The 18,035-nt window shown below is 40.4% G+C and carries 18 protein-coding genes; 12 read left to right on the forward strand and 6 right to left on the reverse strand.

The window, feature by feature from the left end; translation table 11 throughout:
* Window positions 1-28: 28 nt before the first annotated feature.
* From D891_RS09505 to D891_RS0105280, 3 genes are read right to left on the reverse strand one after another with little or no spacing between them, the layout of a single operon-like run.
* Complete coding sequence (locus D891_RS09505) at window positions 29-991, reverse strand: GGDEF domain-containing protein (protein ID WP_156919072.1); 963 nt, start codon at window positions 989-991, stop codon at window positions 29-31.
* Between the two features lie 31 nt (window positions 992-1,022).
* Window positions 1,023-3,542 (reverse strand): EAL domain-containing protein, encoded by a 2,520-nt coding sequence (locus D891_RS0105275; protein WP_025270091.1) that lies wholly within the window; start codon window positions 3,540-3,542, stop codon window positions 1,023-1,025.
* 28 nt (window positions 3,543-3,570) lie between these two features.
* On the reverse strand, window positions 3,571-5,181 hold the full coding sequence (locus tag D891_RS0105280) for a methyl-accepting chemotaxis protein (RefSeq protein ID WP_025270092.1): 1,611 nt from the start codon (window positions 5,179-5,181) through the stop codon (window positions 3,571-3,573).
* Window positions 5,182-5,508: 327 nt separating this feature from the next.
* On the opposite strand from D891_RS0105280, the gene D891_RS0105285 reads away from it, so the two are divergent.
* Entirely contained in the window at window positions 5,509-6,090 is a 582-nt protein-coding gene (locus tag D891_RS0105285) for a hypothetical protein (protein ID WP_025270093.1), read from the forward strand.
* A gap of 34 nt (window positions 6,091-6,124) precedes the next feature.
* Here D891_RS0105285 and D891_RS0105290 read toward each other — a convergent pair whose 3' ends face one another.
* Window positions 6,125-7,087, reverse strand: coding sequence for an IS3 family transposase (locus D891_RS0105290; protein WP_156919040.1), 963 nt, complete (start codon window positions 7,085-7,087; stop codon window positions 6,125-6,127).
* Window positions 7,030-7,338 carry a transposase gene (locus D891_RS0105295; protein WP_025209007.1) on the reverse strand — a complete coding sequence of 103 codons (309 nt, stop codon included), beginning with the start codon at window positions 7,336-7,338 and terminating at the stop codon, window positions 7,030-7,032. Before D891_RS0105295 ends, D891_RS0105290 begins: the two co-directional genes overlap by 58 nt.
* Before the next feature lie 54 nt (window positions 7,339-7,392).
* Between D891_RS0105295 and D891_RS09510 the strand changes: the two genes are divergently transcribed.
* Window positions 7,393-8,544: a diguanylate cyclase gene (locus D891_RS09510; protein ID WP_269563752.1), complete on the forward strand. Its 1,152-nt coding sequence runs from the start codon at window positions 7,393-7,395 to the stop codon at window positions 8,542-8,544.
* 1 nt (window position 8,545) lies between these two features.
* On the opposite strand, the gene D891_RS0105305 is transcribed toward D891_RS09510, so the two are convergent.
* A complete protein-coding gene (locus D891_RS0105305) occupies window positions 8,546-8,734 on the reverse strand; it encodes a hypothetical protein (RefSeq protein ID WP_029952038.1) in 189 nt (62 codons plus the stop codon).
* Between the two features lie 260 nt (window positions 8,735-8,994).
* Between D891_RS0105305 and D891_RS0105310 the strand changes: the two genes are divergently transcribed.
* From D891_RS0105310 to ftsA, 10 genes are read left to right on the forward strand one after another with little or no spacing between them, the layout of a single operon-like run.
* A complete protein-coding gene (locus D891_RS0105310) occupies window positions 8,995-9,213 on the forward strand; it encodes a twin-arginine translocase TatA/TatE family subunit (protein ID WP_198014795.1) in 219 nt (72 codons plus the stop codon).
* 7 nt (window positions 9,214-9,220) lie between these two features.
* Window positions 9,221-10,852, forward strand: a complete 1,632-nt coding sequence (gene argS, locus D891_RS0105315) for an arginine--tRNA ligase (protein WP_025270096.1) — start codon at window positions 9,221-9,223, stop codon at window positions 10,850-10,852.
* 15 nt (window positions 10,853-10,867) lie between these two features.
* Window positions 10,868-11,662 carry an SPOR domain-containing protein gene (locus D891_RS0105320; RefSeq protein WP_025270097.1) on the forward strand — a complete coding sequence of 265 codons (795 nt, stop codon included), beginning with the start codon at window positions 10,868-10,870 and terminating at the stop codon, window positions 11,660-11,662.
* Window positions 11,646-12,422, forward strand: a complete 777-nt coding sequence (lgt, locus tag D891_RS0105325; RefSeq protein WP_025270098.1) for a prolipoprotein diacylglyceryl transferase — start codon at window positions 11,646-11,648, stop codon at window positions 12,420-12,422. The genes D891_RS0105320 and lgt overlap by 17 nt, the downstream gene beginning before the upstream one ends.
* Window positions 12,406-12,981, forward strand: coding sequence for a hypothetical protein (locus D891_RS0105330; protein ID WP_025270099.1), 576 nt, complete (start codon window positions 12,406-12,408; stop codon window positions 12,979-12,981). The genes lgt and D891_RS0105330 overlap by 17 nt, the downstream gene beginning before the upstream one ends.
* Window positions 12,963-14,345, forward strand: coding sequence for a UDP-N-acetylmuramate--L-alanine ligase (gene murC, locus D891_RS0105335; RefSeq protein WP_025270100.1), 1,383 nt, complete (start codon window positions 12,963-12,965; stop codon window positions 14,343-14,345). Before D891_RS0105330 ends, murC begins: the two co-directional genes overlap by 19 nt.
* A complete protein-coding gene (gene murB, locus D891_RS0105340; RefSeq protein WP_025270101.1) occupies window positions 14,320-15,117 on the forward strand; it encodes a UDP-N-acetylmuramate dehydrogenase in 798 nt (265 codons plus the stop codon). Before murC ends, murB begins: the two co-directional genes overlap by 26 nt.
* Entirely contained in the window at window positions 15,114-15,998 is an 885-nt protein-coding gene (locus tag D891_RS0105345; RefSeq protein ID WP_029952042.1) for a D-alanine--D-alanine ligase, read from the forward strand. The genes murB and D891_RS0105345 overlap by 4 nt, the downstream gene beginning before the upstream one ends.
* Window positions 15,992-16,777, forward strand: a complete 786-nt coding sequence (locus tag D891_RS0105350; protein ID WP_025270102.1) for a cell division protein FtsQ/DivIB — start codon at window positions 15,992-15,994, stop codon at window positions 16,775-16,777. The genes D891_RS0105345 and D891_RS0105350 overlap by 7 nt, the downstream gene beginning before the upstream one ends.
* Window positions 16,774-18,030: a cell division protein FtsA gene (gene ftsA, locus D891_RS0105355; protein ID WP_025270103.1), complete on the forward strand. Its 1,257-nt coding sequence runs from the start codon at window positions 16,774-16,776 to the stop codon at window positions 18,028-18,030. The genes D891_RS0105350 and ftsA overlap by 4 nt, the downstream gene beginning before the upstream one ends.
* The last annotated feature ends 5 nt before the right edge of the window (window positions 18,031-18,035 follow it).

An 18,035-nucleotide genomic window follows, 5' to 3' on the forward strand; every position in this document is an offset into this window, starting at 1 on the left:
CAATCTAATCTTTTCTTGGGCTAAAGACTTACAATATAACTACTTCTCCTCTACCTTTTTCCTTAGCCTTATACAGAGCCCTATCTACTCTTGATAATATGCTGTTTATATCATCGTCCTTTCTTATTTGTGTTATTCCAACAGAAGCAGAGCATGATAGGTCTGTAATGCCATCTTTATCGAATGTCAAAGCCTCTATTTTTTCTATCATCCTTTTGGCTATGTTTTTTGCCTGCTCTGCTTTTGTATCTGGAAGTATTATTATAAATTCATCCCCTCCATACCTAACAGCTGTGTCTGATTTTCTTACATCATCGAGTATGCTCCTTGCTATAGCCTGAAGTATTACATCCCCCATGATGTGGCTGTATGTATCGTTTATCTTTTTAAAGCCATTTATGTCTACCATTATCACACTAAAGATCCTTGAGTATCTGTAAAACTCATAGATTGCGTTGTTTAAAACCTTCTCCATGTATCTTCTTGTGTAAAGGCCTGTAAGCTGATCTATGTTTGAGAGCTCTTTGGTGGTTTTTAGGATTTCTTCTTGCTTTTTAAGTTTCTTTATAGCCTCTTCAAGTTCATTTAGCAGTTTAATGTTTGTGTGTAATGTGTTTTTTAGATCTTCTATTATTTCAGGCGGTGTATTGTTTTTATGGGAGTCCAGAGATTCCAAGGCTTCTTTGTAGGCCTCGTTTCCCTCTTCTACGCTGTTTTCTGCCTTCTTTATTGCATCTTCTATTTTTTTGGTAATGTCCAATACGGCAGACTTGAGTTTTTCTAATTTTTTCTGATCTATGCTAACGCTATCATAGCCGTATATACATCTGCGTATCTCTTTTTCACTTGCACCCATATCAAGGGCTGTTTTTATGAATATTTTGTAGTAATTGAATGGTGTAAGCAATACATTTTTTTGAGCTGCCCTATAAAGGGCCTCTCTAACAATACTGGATGCATTGACCGGACAAAAAATATTCTTAAAATCCACGCTATATCTCCTAAGATTAGTTTTTAAGATGTTATTTAAGGTGATCTTTGAGCTTTTCCTCAAACATCACCTCAGGCATGGGTTTTGCAAAGTAATACCCCTGTATGTAATCTGCTCCCATGGTTCTAAGAGCGTTGTATTCCTCTTCCGTTTCCACTCCCTCTGCTATAGTTTTTATTTCTAAGGATTTTGTGAGTTGTATTATTGCTATGACTATAGACATATTCTTTCTATTGTTGTGTATGTTTCTTACAAAAGACATATCTATCTTAACTATGTCTATAGGAAATTCTTTAAGCATGCTCAAGGAGGCGTATCCCGTTCCGAAATCATCTATAGATATCATTGGAGGATGCTCGATGTTCTTTAGCTTGTCTATAATCTTTCTGCTTTTTTTCACATCGCTCATTAGAGTTCTTTCCGTTATCTCTATAGTCAAATAACTCCCCGTCTCAGAACATACCCTTATTATCTCATTTATAAACTCCTCATCCTTAAAGCTTGATGCAGATATGTTTATGGATACATGTTTTTTCCATTCCTTTATCTTCTCTTTTACCTCATGGAGAAGCCACATCTCAAATGGTCTTAAGAACCTGCTTGTTTCGAGATAGTCTATAAAAGAGTTAGGATAGTAAATATTTCCATCTTCATCTTTTATTCTCACTAATGCCTCTGCACCAAATATGCTATTGTCCCATGAGTCAAAGTAAGGTTGATAATGAAGGAAAAAGAGAGAGTTCCTAACGGCTCTATCGACAAGTGATTCGGCAAATATATATCTTTGCACATTCTCATCAGCTATAGGGCTATAGAATAAAGCAATGTTCTTGCCTTTTTTGGATGACCTGTTAAGCGTGATGGATGCTTTCTCCATTAGTTCTCTAATGTCTCTTCCGTCTGTAGGATATATGGCAATGCCTGCATTGGCAGACAAAGATATTTCAGTGCTGTTTATCTTAAATGGACTCTCGAATGTTTCCATTAATTTAGCAGGCAGAACAGCTATGTTGTTTTTCTCATCAAACGCATCCACAAATAATCCAAAATCGTCTCCTCCTATCCTCGCTACGCAGCTGACCAGGGGGAATTCCTCTTTAAGTCGTTTTGCAACAGCTTTCAGGAGTTTATCCCCAAACTCAAATCCGTGAGCCCTGTTTATATAGCTAAAGTTGGAGATGTCGACCAATATAAGAGCACCCAGATCTGTGCTTCTGAGTTTCCCCTCCACCGTATATATAAAGCCGTTAAGATTTAAAAGACCCGTTAATGCATCCTCAAACTTAAGCTTCTGGGCTTCTCTTGATAGTTCCTTTTCTTTGGTTATATCCCTTCCTATGGCTATAAACCTCTTTATGTTGCCTGGTAATACGACCGGTATTATCTTATCCTGTATATGGAATATAGTTCCGTCTTTTCTTCTGTTTGCTATTACCACCTCTACCGTCTCTCCCTTTAGGAGCCTATCCCATAGGTCTTTGTAAAAGCCTTTATCATGCAGCCCGGATTTGAATATCCTTGGATTCTGACCTATAATCTCATCCCTGCTATAACCGCTTATCTTTTCAACAGCCTCATTGATAAAGAGTATCTTTCCGTCGATATCAGTCATTAGAAACCACCAGTCTGATGATTTAGCGGCTTCATAGAAGGTTATACTCTTTTGAACCTCATCTACTCTTCCCAAAGAGAAAGAAAGATCCCCCTGTATTTCTTTCAATACATCATAAGCACTGTTGTTTATAAAATTTTTGTCTGTGTATAGAGAAAGCACAGCTTTGCTTTTAGTTTTCTTCTCAAGAGGCATGGAGCAGGCAGAAACAAGGGAGTGTTTCTGCATCAGGTTTCTTACAACCTCATTGATAAATGGACACTTATTGACATCTTCTACTATTTTTAGCTCATTGCTTTTTATGCACATAGATGAAATCTCATAATCCTGAGCATTGATGACAAAAAGCTCATCCACATATTCTTTCTCATCCCCATACACAAAAACAGGTCTTAAAGAGCCTTTATCATCCACCTCTCCTACCCATGCAAGCTTCATTCCGTATTTGTCAACGAATGTCTTGCACACATTGCTATAAAGACTAAAAACATCTACAGACTCCGTTATTATGTGATTAATGTCTTTCAAGGCAGAATAGAACACAAGCATTCGTTTTTCCATTGTGCTATCTGCTATAATCATAAAGCCTGTAGGCTTTCCTTCATACATTACGGTATCTGCGGTGAAGTTTAGAAACAGATAACTGCCATCCTTTCTAATACACATCACATTCCTGTAATGACTTTGACCTCTTTTGCCTGATATTCTTTCGGATAGGATCTTTTTGAACTTATCCCTTAGGTTTTTGTGAACCAAGCTTACTATAGGCATGCCTTCAAGCTCTTCCTTTTTATAGCCAAAGAGCTCGCATAAGTGATCGTTAGCATAAATTATCTTTTCTCTGTATAAAGCAAAGCCTATTTTCTTGGAGTCTATTATGGCTTTTCCAAGTCTATATAAATCTTCCTTGTTTAAGGATTTCAGTATTGTATCAGCCATATACCGATAATCCTCCATAATAATAGTTTTAAACCTTAAATACCCTTACAAGCTCTGTAACCTTATCAGACATATCCTTTATCTCTTCCGATATCCTTGCTATATCTTCAACTGCTCTTGCATTCTCTTTTGCTGCCTCTACTACATCTTTAACTTGTGCTTCAATCTGGGCTACCGTGGCTGAAAGCTCTTCTGTTGCAGCCGATGTTGTATTCAACTCATCTATTACGCTATTTGCCTTGCCAACCACCTCTTCCACATGCCTTTTGTCCTCTTCTGCTTTTCTTTCTTCTTCTAAAATCATCTCGCTTGCAAGGTTGGTCTTTTCCACGGCAAGTTTAGTATTAGTCTGCACCTTAGAGATCATGTTTCTTATCTCTTCTGTTGCCCTCTGAGTCTTCTCAGCCAGCTTTCTAACCTCATCGGCAACAACGGCAAAGCCCCGTCCTGCCTCTCCAGCCCTTGCCGCCTCAATGGCAGCATTTAGCGCAAGCAGGTTGGTCTGGTCTGCTATTTCGTTAATTACTCCTACTATTTGCCCTATCTCTTTACTTGCCTGGCCAACTTGAGATATCTGTTCTATCGCCTCTTTTGCAAGTTTGGCGTTTTCTCTCATTCTTTTGACTCTTTCCTCTATATCCTCAAGCATATAGTTGTTGACCTCTCCAACCTCCTGAGCAAGCATGTTTACATTCTCAGCAGCCTGGGCAACATTGTGTATAGCCTCCACCGTGTCCTTAACGGCATTGGCCATTTCTTCCATGTTGCGTGTGGTTTGCTCTGTTGTTGCAGAAATCTGTGTAGCAGTGGAGGCAAGTGTGGTGGACTGTCCGCTTAATTCCTCTGCATTCTGCCTAAGCTGCAATACAATATTGCGTATGCCGTCTATTACCCTGTTTATACCGCTTTTTAGTATCCCTATCTCGTTGCCTGTAATAACCTCAAACTTCTTTGTAAGATCCCCCTGGGCTAAGTATTCGGTTTTCTTTACTGCATTTATAAGTGGGCTAATGATGTATGAGCTTATAACAAAATACAAAACTATCATGAGTGCTATGATAAAGAGCTGAGACAACAAGGCAATTATTATAATGGCTTTGTTGTGCTTTTTAATCTTTTTAGCAACATCTTTTACTATATTCCTTTGTTGTCTGATTATGTCATCCATCTGTCTTGTTATTTCTCTTACCTTTTCATCACTCATTTCAAGTAGATTCTTTAATTTCTCTTTGCTTAATCCGCTCTTATGCCCATTAGCCATGTCTTTGCTTGTGTTGTATGTATCCCTTAATTGCTGTTTTAGGCCTGTTAGCTGTTTTGCGAGATTGGAATTTGCACTGGTAATGGACAAACTCTTTTTTATACCGTTCTCTGCTTTGGCCATATACATGTCTGCCTTTGAGAAATCTCTTTGATTAAAAGTAAGGGCAGCCTTTTTGAAGTATGACACCATCTGTGATATATCATACTTCACGCTCTCTAAGGATATAAGGAGTGTCATCTCTTGTTTTTCTAACCCTTCTATTCTCCTTGAGTTGTCCAAAGAGAAGAAGAAATTAAAAACCAAAGAGGCTAAAGAAACCAAAACAACTATTAGGATAGAATAAAAAAACAGTTTACGAAGCGGTATATCTTTCATATCAACCTCCTAAAAAATTTTTATATAATTTTACAGATAATGTGTTGGGGGGGGGGAACGGAATTTTGAGGTTTTACGCACAAAATCTCCTTTCTTTAAAAATAGAAGCTCAAGCTTCACCAGCATTTACCTTGCTTTTAATTTTAATATCACTATTTATTTTTAAATGCAATGTATTATTTATTTACTCTATATTTACATTTTTTACATACTCAGTATATTATTTAAAAGATAGTTAATATAAGATACATCTTGTATATGCAGTTAACAGGAAGTTGAATTAAAAAATAAACTTTACTTTAGGATTTAAATATGTAAAATTTTAGAATGGAAAACAACTTCAAGAGAAGCATCGTTGCTGTCTCCATCTTGTTTCCAGTAATACTTATCATAGTGGTTTACTTTACATATGAGCGGAATATTTACATGTTAAAAGACGAAATCCTTAACGAATACCTATCGGTATACATAGACACACGAAAGGATCATTTAATGGATTTGGTGAATCATGTGTATAACGACATAGATTTAAAGAGAAAGAATCTAAAAGTTAAAATAAAAGCAGAGATAGAAAACTATATGAAGATCACCGAAGATATTATAGACAGCCTAAGGGGCAACAGCAATAATAAAAAGATAGTTGCCGTCTTAGACAGCATAAACAAGGGACTCTGCGGAAGGCATATAAGGATATTCGTGATTGATGAGAAAACAAAGAAATTTATAGTGAAGCCATGCTTAGGCATAACTGAAAAGGCCTTATTGAAGGGAGATAATCCAAGATTCATCTCAATACACAGGCTATACAAACCAAAGGGATGGATAATAGGAGCAGTTGCAGACTATGAGAAATTTGAAAACGATTTAAAAAGATGTGGTCTGTCAACCTTTTTTTATACACCCAATTAGTCATGTTTTTTAAAAAACCCCCCCTCTTTTTTAATCACACTGCCTCTTTCTGCTCTACTTGTTGTGTTTCTTCTTCTCTTTTGTCAGTATTTCTGTAGTAGTTCTCCAAATACTCCTCAGGAGTACACCAATTCAGTGAGGAGTGGATCCTTTTCTTGTTGTAGTACAACTCTATATACTCAAAAACCTTGATTTTAGCTTCTCTTTTTGTTTTGAAAGCCCCATTTGATAGAAGCTCACTCTTTAGGGTTTTAAAGAAGCTCTCAGCGACAGCATTATCATAGCAGTTGCCCTTTCCGCTTGTGCTTTGTGTGATATTGAAAGCTTTGAGTATGTTTCTGAATTCTTTGGAGTGGTATTGAACGCCTTTGTCTGAGTGGAATATGAGTTTTTCTTTTGGTTTCCTCTTTCTCATTGCCTCATATAGGGCTTTTATGACGGTATTCTCCGTTTTTAGGTTGTATGACCTGCTCTCACCCACTACCTCTCTGTTGAACAGGTCTATTATTGTGGTTAAATAGAGCCAACCCTCTTTGGTTGGGATATAGGTTATATCAGATACCCAGACCTTGTTGGGTGAGTCAACAGTAAAGTCCTGATTCAACAGATTGGGCGGATATTTATCTATTTTTTCACTGTTTTTATTTTCTGGGTATCTGTGTCTTTTGTATCTTATGCTGATAAGATTGGCTGACTTCATTAGCTTCGCTACTCTTCTTCTTGAGCAGGTTATGTTTTCTTTTTTAAGTTCTGCATGGATTCTGCTTGAGCCGTACCTTTTCTTGTGGAGATAGAATATGTGTCGTATTCTCGAAAGTAGAAACTCATTTTCCTGTTTTCTTTTGCTTTGTCTTCTTCTTAGCCATTTGTAGTAGCTATCCCTTGTAATATCCAGTACTTTTGCCATCCTCTCAACTGGAAATTCATTTCTGAACATCTCTATAAATCTGTATTTTTGTTCTGATGAGTTGAGAAGATGGCGAGTGCTTTTTTTAATATGTCTCTCTCCTGCCTCACAATTCTCAACTCTCTTTCTAAAGCCTTTATGTCTTTTCTATCCTCTGAGATGTTTCCTTTGCCAACAAAGGCCTTCTCTCCCAACTTTTTGTATTTTGTTCTCCATTTGCAAAGGAGAGCATAGGGGATATCCATCTCCTCTGATACCTCTTTGACAGTCCTGTCTCCTTGAAGAGTAAGGAGGACTGCATCCAACTTGAATTCATTTGAAAACCTTCTCCTTGGTTTCATAAAAACTACCTCCTTAAGTTAGTGTATCATATGCACTAACTTGGTGTATACAGGATTGTAGCAGGTCCAGAGTATTATTTTAAAATCATAGGAACAAACAAGATAGCAAAGAAGATATCCTTTGTCAGGTATTACAAGCCCTGGCACTGGATGATAGGAACAGGCTTCTATATAACGGTTTTTGAGAATAAACTAAAAAGCAAAGATAAAGAGTTAATGGCAATAGTATCTAAAAGGAATAAGTGGTTTTTAGCTGCCCTCATCCTGTCCTTTGGCCTTATAATATCCATATTCATTTACTTGATATTGCTTTTCTTAAATAGAATAAATCAATACATAAAGAGGATAGAAGAAGACGATAGATTCAAACAGAAACTTATATACATGATACCCAATCCCATGTTCTTCTCAGATGAGCAGGGCAATATATTAGAATGCAACGAGGATTTTAAGGAGCTGTTTGGTTTAGACGAAAAAGACAACTGCAACATCCCTCAAGATAGCCTAAGAAGAATTGAGGATAAACTTAAAGAAATACTCAAGAAATCAAAGAAAGAGCATACAGAGATACCGGAGAACATAGAGATAGAACTACAGCTTGAAGACGGCATCAAATCCTTTGAGATGTATATATCACCCCTACAATACAAAAACGAGCTATCGGGTTATGTCTGCATTATAATAGACATAACAGAGAAGAAAGAGAACCAGGAGAAACTATACAACCAATCCATAAAGGATGAGTTAACGGGGGCCTTTAACAGAAGATACCTAAAGAGCCTATTCTCTGCAGAGCTCAAAAAAGCCAAAGACAAGAAGTATAAAATATCGCTGATAATGTTTGATATAGACTTTTTCAAAAAGGTAAACGACACATACGGGCATGATGTTGGGGATAAGGTGCTAAAGAAGGTCGTGGAGATAGCAGAAAAACACATAAGGAAAGAGGATTTTCTGTTTAGGATAGGAGGAGAGGAATTTGTAATAATGCTTGCCGGGGCCGATAAGAACAAGGCATACCACATAGCAGAAGAAATAAGGAAAGATATAAAAAGCTATGTATTTGAGGAGGGCTTTAATATAACCGTAAGCTTCGGCATAGCAGAAATAGAAGAGGACGATACATTAGACAGTGCTTTGAAGAAGGCGGATAAAGCCCTGTATGAGGCTAAGAATGAGGGAAGGGATAGGAGTAGGGTATTTTAGCTCAGAAACCTTTTTTCTTCTCATCTAAAGCCTGTTTAATCAAAAAATCAAGCCTCCCGCTTTTACTGTCTTCTTCAATCTCTCTATCCCACTTCTCCCAGTCTCTTTCAAGTATCCAGTCTCTCAGCTTGTAAAAGTCTTCTTTTGGCAAAGATTCTATAAACTCAATGGCTTCCTCAATGCTTTTCATATTGCCCTCATTCCACTCAAAGCCAGTGCAACAGCAGTTGAGCTGTTTTAGGTCTCCACTCATACGAAGAGTATATGTTCAAAATGCACAAAAAATCAAGAGAAAGGGCAGGTAAAATTACTTGTGTTATATTGCCATTGCCTTTAAAGACAAACTTAGTGGATATATCAGGTGAGATGTGCATAAAGGCTGTTTTACCAAAAACCTACACCAATCAACACCTCTTATATGTTGACTTTTTAAGGCTTTATAAATACACTGTGGCAAAAGAGTTGGAGGTGGTTAAGGTGTTGCCAAGTATGCAGGAGCTTGCGCCTATTTTAATACTGCTTATAATCATATTCGGAGCCAGGAAGCTGCCGGAGATAGGTGCCGGTCTGGGTAAGGGAATAAAGGAATTCAAAAAATCCATGAAGGATATCGACGAGAACGATTCAAAGAAGGAGATCGAAGAGGAAAAACCGCAGGATAAGGAATAAAACGGCTATGAAGGAAAGAATAGTTGAGATTGTTGAGGATTTCCTAAAAGAACACAAGCAAGAGGTAAATTACACCATAGAATACCCAAAGGAAGAAAAATTCGGGGACTATTCCACAAATATGGCCATGATACTGGCCTCAAAGCTGAAGAGAAACCCCAAAGAGATAGCCAAAGAGTTCGTCGATTTTGCCCTAAACAAATCAGATGGTCTATTTGAGAAGATAGAGATAGCAGGGCCAGGCTTTATAAACTTCTATATAAACAGATCGGCATTCAGCCAACAGTTAAGAAACATAGCCTGCGATGTCGAAGCCTATCTTAAGCCACAGCTGAAATCAACAAAAAAGATTCAGGTCGAATTTGTCAGTGCCAACCCAACAGGCCCTCTCCATGTTGGACACGGCAGGGGGGCTGCAATTGGTGATTCCATAGCAAGGATACTCTCCTTCTGCGGATACAAGGTTGAAAAGGAGTATTACATAAACGATGCGGGTCTTCAGATGCAGCTGCTTGGGCTTTCCACCCTGGTCAGATACAAACAACTGCTCGGCATTGATGAGGCGTTACCAGAAGAGGGATACAAGGGCGAATACCTTATAGATATAGCAAAACAGCTTATCGTGGAATACGGCGAAAACCTGCTCAACAAGGATGAGGATGAGGCCATCCAGATATGTGCAAAAAAGGCAGGCGATACAATACTAAACGACATCATGGAAACACTAAGGGAATTCAGGGTGGAATACGATAAGGTCTTCAACGAGAAGAAGCTATACGAAAACAAGGAGATAGAGGAAAGCATATCCCTTCTAAAGCAAAAGGGTGCCTTGTATGAAGAGGGCGGGGCGCTATGGTTTAGAAGCAGTCAATTTGGGGATGACAAGGATAGGGTCATAAGGCGCAGCAACGGCGCATATACATACTTTGCAAGCGATGTGGCATACCATAGAAATAAGTTTTTAAAGAGGAACTTCTCCGAGGTAATAGATGTTTGGGGTTCTGACCACCACGGCTATGTAAAACGGGTCAAGGCCGCCATTGAGGCAATGGGTATAGACCCAGAAAGGCTTAAGGTGGTTTTGGTTCAGATAGTAAACCTTCTAAAAGGTGGAGAGAAGATCTCCATGTCAACAAGAAAAGCTCAATTCGTAGAACTCAGGGATGTGATGAAAGAGGTGGGCGTTGATGCAGCAAGGTTTATGTTTCTATCCAGGAGCATAGACTCCCATTTAGACTTCGATCTGGATCTGGCAAAGAAACAGAGCAACGAAAACCCCGTCTATTATGTGCAGTATGCGCATGCAAGGATAAGCTCCATCCTCGAACAGCTAAATGAAGGGGTGGACAAGAACGCAGATACATCACTTCTGAAGGAAAAAGAGGAGATCGACCTGATCAAATCCATAATCAGATTCAAGGAGCTATTGGAGAAAGCCTGCATACAGACAGAGCCCTATTTTGTTGTAAAGGGGCTTTTGGATTTAGCAGAAAAACTCCACAGGTTTTACAACAAACATAGGGTAATAATAGAGGACGAAAACCTAAAAAGAGCAAGGGTATTGCTGGTATGGGTTGTAAGGGAGGTATTGAGAACAGGTCTAAACCTAATTGGTGTTGAAGCCAAAAACAAGATGTAAAGACAGGAGGAAGAGATGCCAGAGCCCGATAAGGATAAAATCAAAGAGATATTGGAGGGGCATAGCAAGAAGTTCTCAGCCGTTGAGTTGATAGTTGGGATTGCTGTAATCCTGGTTATCGGTGCAGGCGTGGGTTATGCGCTTTTTAAGATACTCTCTCCACCATCACAGCCTGAGTATGCCCACATAGAGGAGAACATACCATCGCAGGTCGAACCCACATACACGCAAAACCAACCGCAACAAGAGGCCGAACAGCAGCAACCAGAAGCAATACAGGAGCCCATACAAACAGAAAGCCCATCAGAGAAGGCAGCCCAGACAGAGTCAATACCTCAGCAGGAGGAAGGTCCACAAATCATAAACACAACAAAAACCCAACAACAAACAGCCAACAAGCAATCAAAACCACAAACAGAAACCATACAAAAGCAAACAAAACAGACCCAGGTAAGCCACAACAAACCCAAAACAGAACGCTCTATACCCAAAAAGACCAAACCCCACAAAACAGTCATAGCACACACCAAAACAAAACACACCCATAGCAAAAAGCATCTAAAAAAATACATACTCCAGGTCTCATCAAACAGCAACAGAAAGCTTGCGCTGTTAACGGTTATAAAGCTAAGAAAGTGTGGCTATAAGGCCTTTACAAAGGAGATAGAGGTAAACGGCAAGAAATACACAAGGGTAATGGTTGGGCCCATAGAGGGGTATGAGGCGGCCAAAGTTGAGGCCAAACAGATAAAGAAACAGCTCCATCTGAACTATACGCCGATAATCAAGAAGTATGATAAAGTATCCTAATATAAACCCCAACATAATCACCATTGGCGGGCTTCACCTAAGGTGGTATGGACTGGCCTATGCATTGGGTTTTGTTGCAGGATACGCTTACTTAAACAGAAGGCTTAAGAAGCTAAACATAAAGGGTTTGATGGACGATGTCCTTTTGTATGCCGTTTTGGGCGTCATACTTGGGGGAAGATTGGGTTATGTGTTGATTTACAACCTCGGGTATTACATAAAACACCCGCAGGAGATCCTCTATATATGGCATGGAGGCATGAGCTTTCATGGTGGCCTGGTGGGTGTGGCAATAGCAGGTCTTCTTCTATCGAAGAAATACAACATAGACTTCTATACACTGGCCGATGAGGCTGTCGTTGTGGCGCCGATAGGGTTGTTTTTAGGAAGGATAGCAAACTTCATAAACGATGAGTTATGGGGGAGACCGACCGATCTGCCCTGGGGTGTGGCATTCCCATCGGGTGGGTTTATACCACGCCATCCCTCTCAGCTGTATGAGGCGTTCTTTGAAGGGGTTGTTCTATTCTCTATCATGATATTTTTCAGGGATAGGCTTATTGAGAAAAAGGGGGTAATGTTCTGGCTGTTTGTCTTTTTGTATGGTTTTTTCAGGTTTTTTATAGAGTTCACAAGAGAACCCGACCCACAGATAGGCTTCATATGGAAGCTAACGATGGGGCAGTGGCTGTGTCTGTCCATGATTGTTGTTTCTGCTATAGAACTATATAGAAGGTGGAATTATGATAAGCATAGATGAGAAGAAAAGATTAATAAAACAGAAAAAAGACGAAGTGCCTCCCCATGTCTTGGAGATGGGGTTGAATATGCTCTTTATAGAGCCCAAAGAGATCATAGATAGAATAGAAGAGGGCAAGCAGATAGAGCTAATAAAATTGGACAACCTGGAAAATTCAAAAGCAGATACCGTATTGATAGACATCAGGGATATGCCTTACTCCTCAGAATTGGACACCATAGCCTCAAATAAATCCATAAAGCCAGAGTTGGGCGTCATCGTCTATGACATAATACTTGAGGAATATCAGGTTTACCTCCACAGGATATACCAAACCGATGCGATAGTATTCCCCTTAAAACCGCTGAATGAGAAAACCGCCGAAAAGATAATATTCATCGCCAATTCGATGGGCATATTGCCGATACCGTTCATAGAGAGCCTTGATGAGCTATCAAAGATAAAAGAGATGTCATTCGTTGATGTATTGGCCACTAACGAATCAGATATGGATACGGATAAGCTCCTGCTTTCCATAGATCTTGAAAAGGAGATAGTAAGGTGTTTAAAGAGGCAATAGATAACGCAAAGAAGATCCACTTCGTCGGTATTGGTGGTGTGGGCATGAGCTCAATCGCACAATACCTTCTGTCCAAGGGATATACCATAACGGGCTCGGATATAGAGGAAAATTCCTATGTGGAGAAGCTAAAAAGCCAGGGCGTAAAAATCTATATCGGACACTCACTGAGCAATATAGAAGAGGATGTGGATTTAGTTGTTGCATCCTCAGCCGTAAAAAACGACAACATAGAGCTCGTTCAGGCCGACAAGCTCAACATACCCACCGTAAAGAGGTATCAGCTGCTGGCGTATCTTGTAAACAACTCAAACTCCATAGCCGTTGCAGGGTCTCACGGCAAGACCACCACAACATCGCTCTGCGCATCGCTTCTAAAGAATGCAGGCTTAGACCCAACGGCCATAATAGGCGGCAAGCTAAGAAACATAAACAACAATGTCATAATAGGAAACGGCGATCATCTAATCGTTGAGGCAGACGAAAGCGACGGCGGGTTTTTACTTCTGAATCCAAGAATAGGCATAGTCACCAACATAGACAACGACCATCTGGGATTTTATGGAAATTTTGACAACGAAAAACTGGCGTTCTTCGACTTTATGGAGAATTCGGAGAAACTCATAATAAACTTAGATGACCCCATCATAAAACAGTGGAAAAATCCGCAGAAGAAGAGCGATCTTATAACCTATAGCATAAAATCAAAAAAGGCCTGCGTGTATGCATACGACATAGAAGCCACAGCATTGGGGAGCAGATTCAGCGTAAAGACACCATCAAAGAGAATAGAGGATCTGAACCTAAAGATCATAGGCCAGCACAACATATCCAATGCCTTAGCGGTTATCGGCCTTGCAGAGATTTTGGGTATTGATGAGGAGATAGTAAGACACACGCTGATGCAGTTTGAGGGCGTGGATAGAAGGTTTACCTATATAGGCGATTATAATAAGCTAAAGGTGTTCGATGACTATGCCCACCATCCAACAGAGATAAAGGCGACCCTGAAAGCAGCAAACCTCATAAGCAAGAACATCTATGCCGTTTTTCAACCACATCGGTTTTCACGAACGGCTTATCTGATGGATGAGTTTGCAAATAGCTTTAAGAATGTAAAGAGGGTCTTCATCCTGGACATATACGCAGCAGCCGAGCCGCCAATGGACGGTATAGACTCGCAGGTGCTAACCCAGAAGGTAAACGAGATATCGGCAAATGCCGTCTATATAACAAACGAGGAGATGCTAAAGAAACATTTGAATCAAATAGACGAAGAGGGCGTTTTGGTGGCTTTGGGTGCCGGCAGCGTGAGCAAGATAATAAGAAAAATAACCGATGATTACAAAACTTCTGCCGCTTGAGAAGATAACGACAATAAGACAAGACGGTTCTATTTGGGTGCACCATATAGAAACAGAGGACGATTGCAAGATGGCCGAAATGGTGATTGGCCATGGAAGCAACCTGCTCATTAAGCAGGCCAGGGAGGTGTATAAGCTCTCAGAGCGGTTTAATTACATAAAACAACAGGGCGACAGATTACTCGTCGGCGGGGCAACGCCGATAAGGCAAATACTTAGATACTGCCTTGCAAACGGATTAACCGGTATGGAGTTCTTAACGGGTGTCCCTGCCTCCTTGGGGGGTGTTGTGTATATGAACGCAGGGGCCTTTGGCGACCAGATGGGCGATATTGTTGATTATATAAGGGTATTTGATTTAAAAGAGAAAGCTTCTAAACTTGTCAACGGCATACGCTTTTCTTACAGAAACACCAACATAGACGGCATCATACTTGAGGCGGCCTTAAAGCTAAAACGCAAAGATAGGGGCCTGATAAAGAGCAAAATGGAGAATGTTATAAAAAGAAGGTTAAAATCCGCTCACATAAAAAACACCTTTGGCAGCGTATTCAAAAACCCGCAGGAAAAACCGGCAGGGTGGCTAATCGAAAGGGTAGGGCTAAAGGGTTTTAAGAAAAACACCGCCATGATATCGCCAAAGCATGCAAATTATATCCTGGGGTTGGGCAGGGCAAGGATAGATGATATACTCTATTTGATAGATATGGCCAAAGAGAGGGTTTTGAAAACCTTTGGCATTGAACTCTCAGAAGAGGTGGTAATACTATGAAGGTGGCTGTAATTTGTGGGGGAAACTCCTCAGAGAGGGAAGTATCCATAATCACGGGCAATGCCGTCTATAACGGCCTGCTTAAGAACTTCGAGGCGGAGTGTATCGTATGCGATACAGCCAAGGATTGCATAAATAAGGTGCTAAAGAGCAACGCATCTGTGGTTTTTGTTGCCCTTCACGGTGGATTTGGAGAAAACGGCCAGATTCAGGCCACATTTGAATCGTTGGGCATAAAATACACCGGCTGCTCCTTTAGCGAAAGCAACATAGCCATGAACAAGTTTGCCACAAAATCCATACTCAAAAGCATGAACATCCCCACATCACCCTTTAAGCTGGTAAGAAGCTTAGAGGAACTCCAGCAGGTCGATTTCTATCCCATCTGCTTAAAGCCCAATGCAGAGGGCTCAAGCGTGGATGTGAATTTTGCAGATACAAGGGAACAAGCAACAACAATAGCAGAAAAGCTGCTCAACAAATACGGCGAGATTTTGGTGGAGAAGAAACTCAACGGTAAGGAGCTAACCGTAGGCATTCTATTTGGCAAACCGTTAGAGGTTATAGAGATAAGACCCAAGAAGGGTTTTTATGATTACAAAAACAAATACACTCAAGGAGCAACAGACTATATAGTGCCTGCACCCCTGCCTGAGAACATCACAAACCTAACAAAGCAGATAGCAAAAAGGGCGTTTTATGCAATAGGTTGCAAAGGGTATGCCAGGGTTGATATGATATTGGAAGGGAATGTGCCGTATGTGCTTGAGATAAACACCATACCCGGTATGACACCCACAAGCCTGCTTCCCAAGGCGGCTCAGGCTTCAGGCATAACATTTGAGGAGCTGGTAAAACTGATTGTGGAAGGGGCATGTTAGATTACAAAGACCTTAAAAACGAAACAACAAAGCAAAAAAGGGGCATAGACATAAAATTCCTTATCAACATAGCAAAACTAACCGTAAGCCTTGTCGCATTAGGGGGCTTTTTTGTTCTGTTGGCTTATGGATACAACCAATACTCATCCAGGTTCGCAAAACTCAGATACATCGTCATAGAGGGCAATAGTGTATTGCCCAAAAAACTAATAAGCAGCCTGACAACAAAGGGAAAATCCCTCAAGCTTAAAGAATACAGAGAGGATTTAATATACCTAAACCTCATATCCAATCCATGGATAAAAGAGGCCCACCTGGCCAAGATATTCCCCGATACGATGTATATAAAAATCAAAGAAAAAGAGCCCAAAGGCATGCTGATCTTTAACAAAACCACATACATCATAGACGAAAACGGCTCTGTTATAGACACATACAAACCGTATTTAAGGCTGCCGTCTTTGAAGAAGATCACCATAGACAAAAAGTCGTTCTTAAACAACAAAACCCTGCTAAGATCCGTAATGAATATATATGAAAAATTAGACAAAGTGGAAAAAATAAATTATATTGAAATAGTGTCTAATAGCTATCAGCTGGTTCACTTTAAAGGTGGTTTGAATGTCGCCGTTAACAGCTTTGATTGTCCTGAAAAAGCCATAGTGAGATTGAAGGAAAAGTGGAGTTATCTGTATTCTTTAAAAGATAGATTGGACAGTGTCAGTATTTGTTTCGACAACAAATTCGTTTTAAGGTGGAAAAAAGGAGTTAAAAGGTGAACGAGGTAAACCAGAGGGATATTGTTGTAGGGTTAGACATAGGCACAACAAAGGTATGCGCTATTGTTGGCAAGAAGACCCCTGAGGGTCAGATAAAGATCATAGGCATAGGTCAGACACCGTCAAAGGGCCTTAGAAAGGGAGTGGTTATCAACATAGACGAGGCTGTCCTATCCATAAAGAGGGCTGTGGCCTATGCAGAAAGAATGAGTGGCATAAAAATAGACAGCGTATGGACAGGCATCGCAGGCGGTCATATCCGCTCATACAACTCAAACGGCGTGGTCGCCATAAAGAACATGGAGGTATCTGAATCCGACATAAGAAGGGTTATAGATGCGGCCAAAGCCGTTGCGATACCACCCGATAAGGAGATAATCCATATCATACCGCAGGAATTTATAGTGGACGACCAAAGCGGCATCAGAGACCCCAGAGGGATGAACGGAACAAGGTTAGAGGTTAAGGTCCACATAGTAACCGGATCTGTCACAAATGTGCAGAACATAATCAAGTGCTGCAACAGGAGCGGGCTTAGGGTAAAAAACATCGTCTTACAACCCATCGCATCGAGCTATTCCATTCTCCTTCCAGAGGAGAAAGACCTTGGTGTAGGTTTGATAGATATTGGTGGAGGAACAACGGATGTGGCTATATTCGCCTCCAATGCCATAAAACACACATCGGTTTTAGCCATAGGTGGCGACCATGTGACAAACGACATAGCCATAGGCCTAAGAACCCCGTTTAAAGAGGCTGAGGAGATAAAGAAAAAATACGGCTGCGCCTTATCGGATATGGTGTCTGAGGATGAAATCATAGAGATACCGGGTATAGGCGACAGAAAATCCAGGCAGATACCCAAAAAACTCCTAAGCGAAATTATAGAACCGAGAATGGAGGAGATATACTCCTTAGTCAGGGAAGATTTAGAAAAGAGAAACCTCATGCCGCTTCTTGCCGGCGGTATTGTCATAACAGGGGGCTCTGCCTTAATGAGCGGGGCTTTGGAGTTGGCCGAAAGGCAATTTGAGCTCCCGATAAGGCTGGGTAAGCCCCGAGGTATAGTTGGATTAAAAGACGCCGTTGACAACCCGATGTATGCAACAGGCGTTGGGCTTGTAATTTACGGATTTACAAAGGAAGAAGAGGAAGAGGATCTGAATTTAGAGATAGGCAAGGGCAGGGATGACGATAGCCTCTTTTCGGTTATCCTCAAAAAGATGAAAAGCTGGGTTAAAGAAATGTTTTAATGGAG

Origin of the sequence: Hippea sp. KM1 (assembly GCF_000526195.1) — a bacterium.
Classification (GTDB): Bacteria; Campylobacterota_A; Desulfurellia; order Desulfurellales; family Hippeaceae; genus Hippea.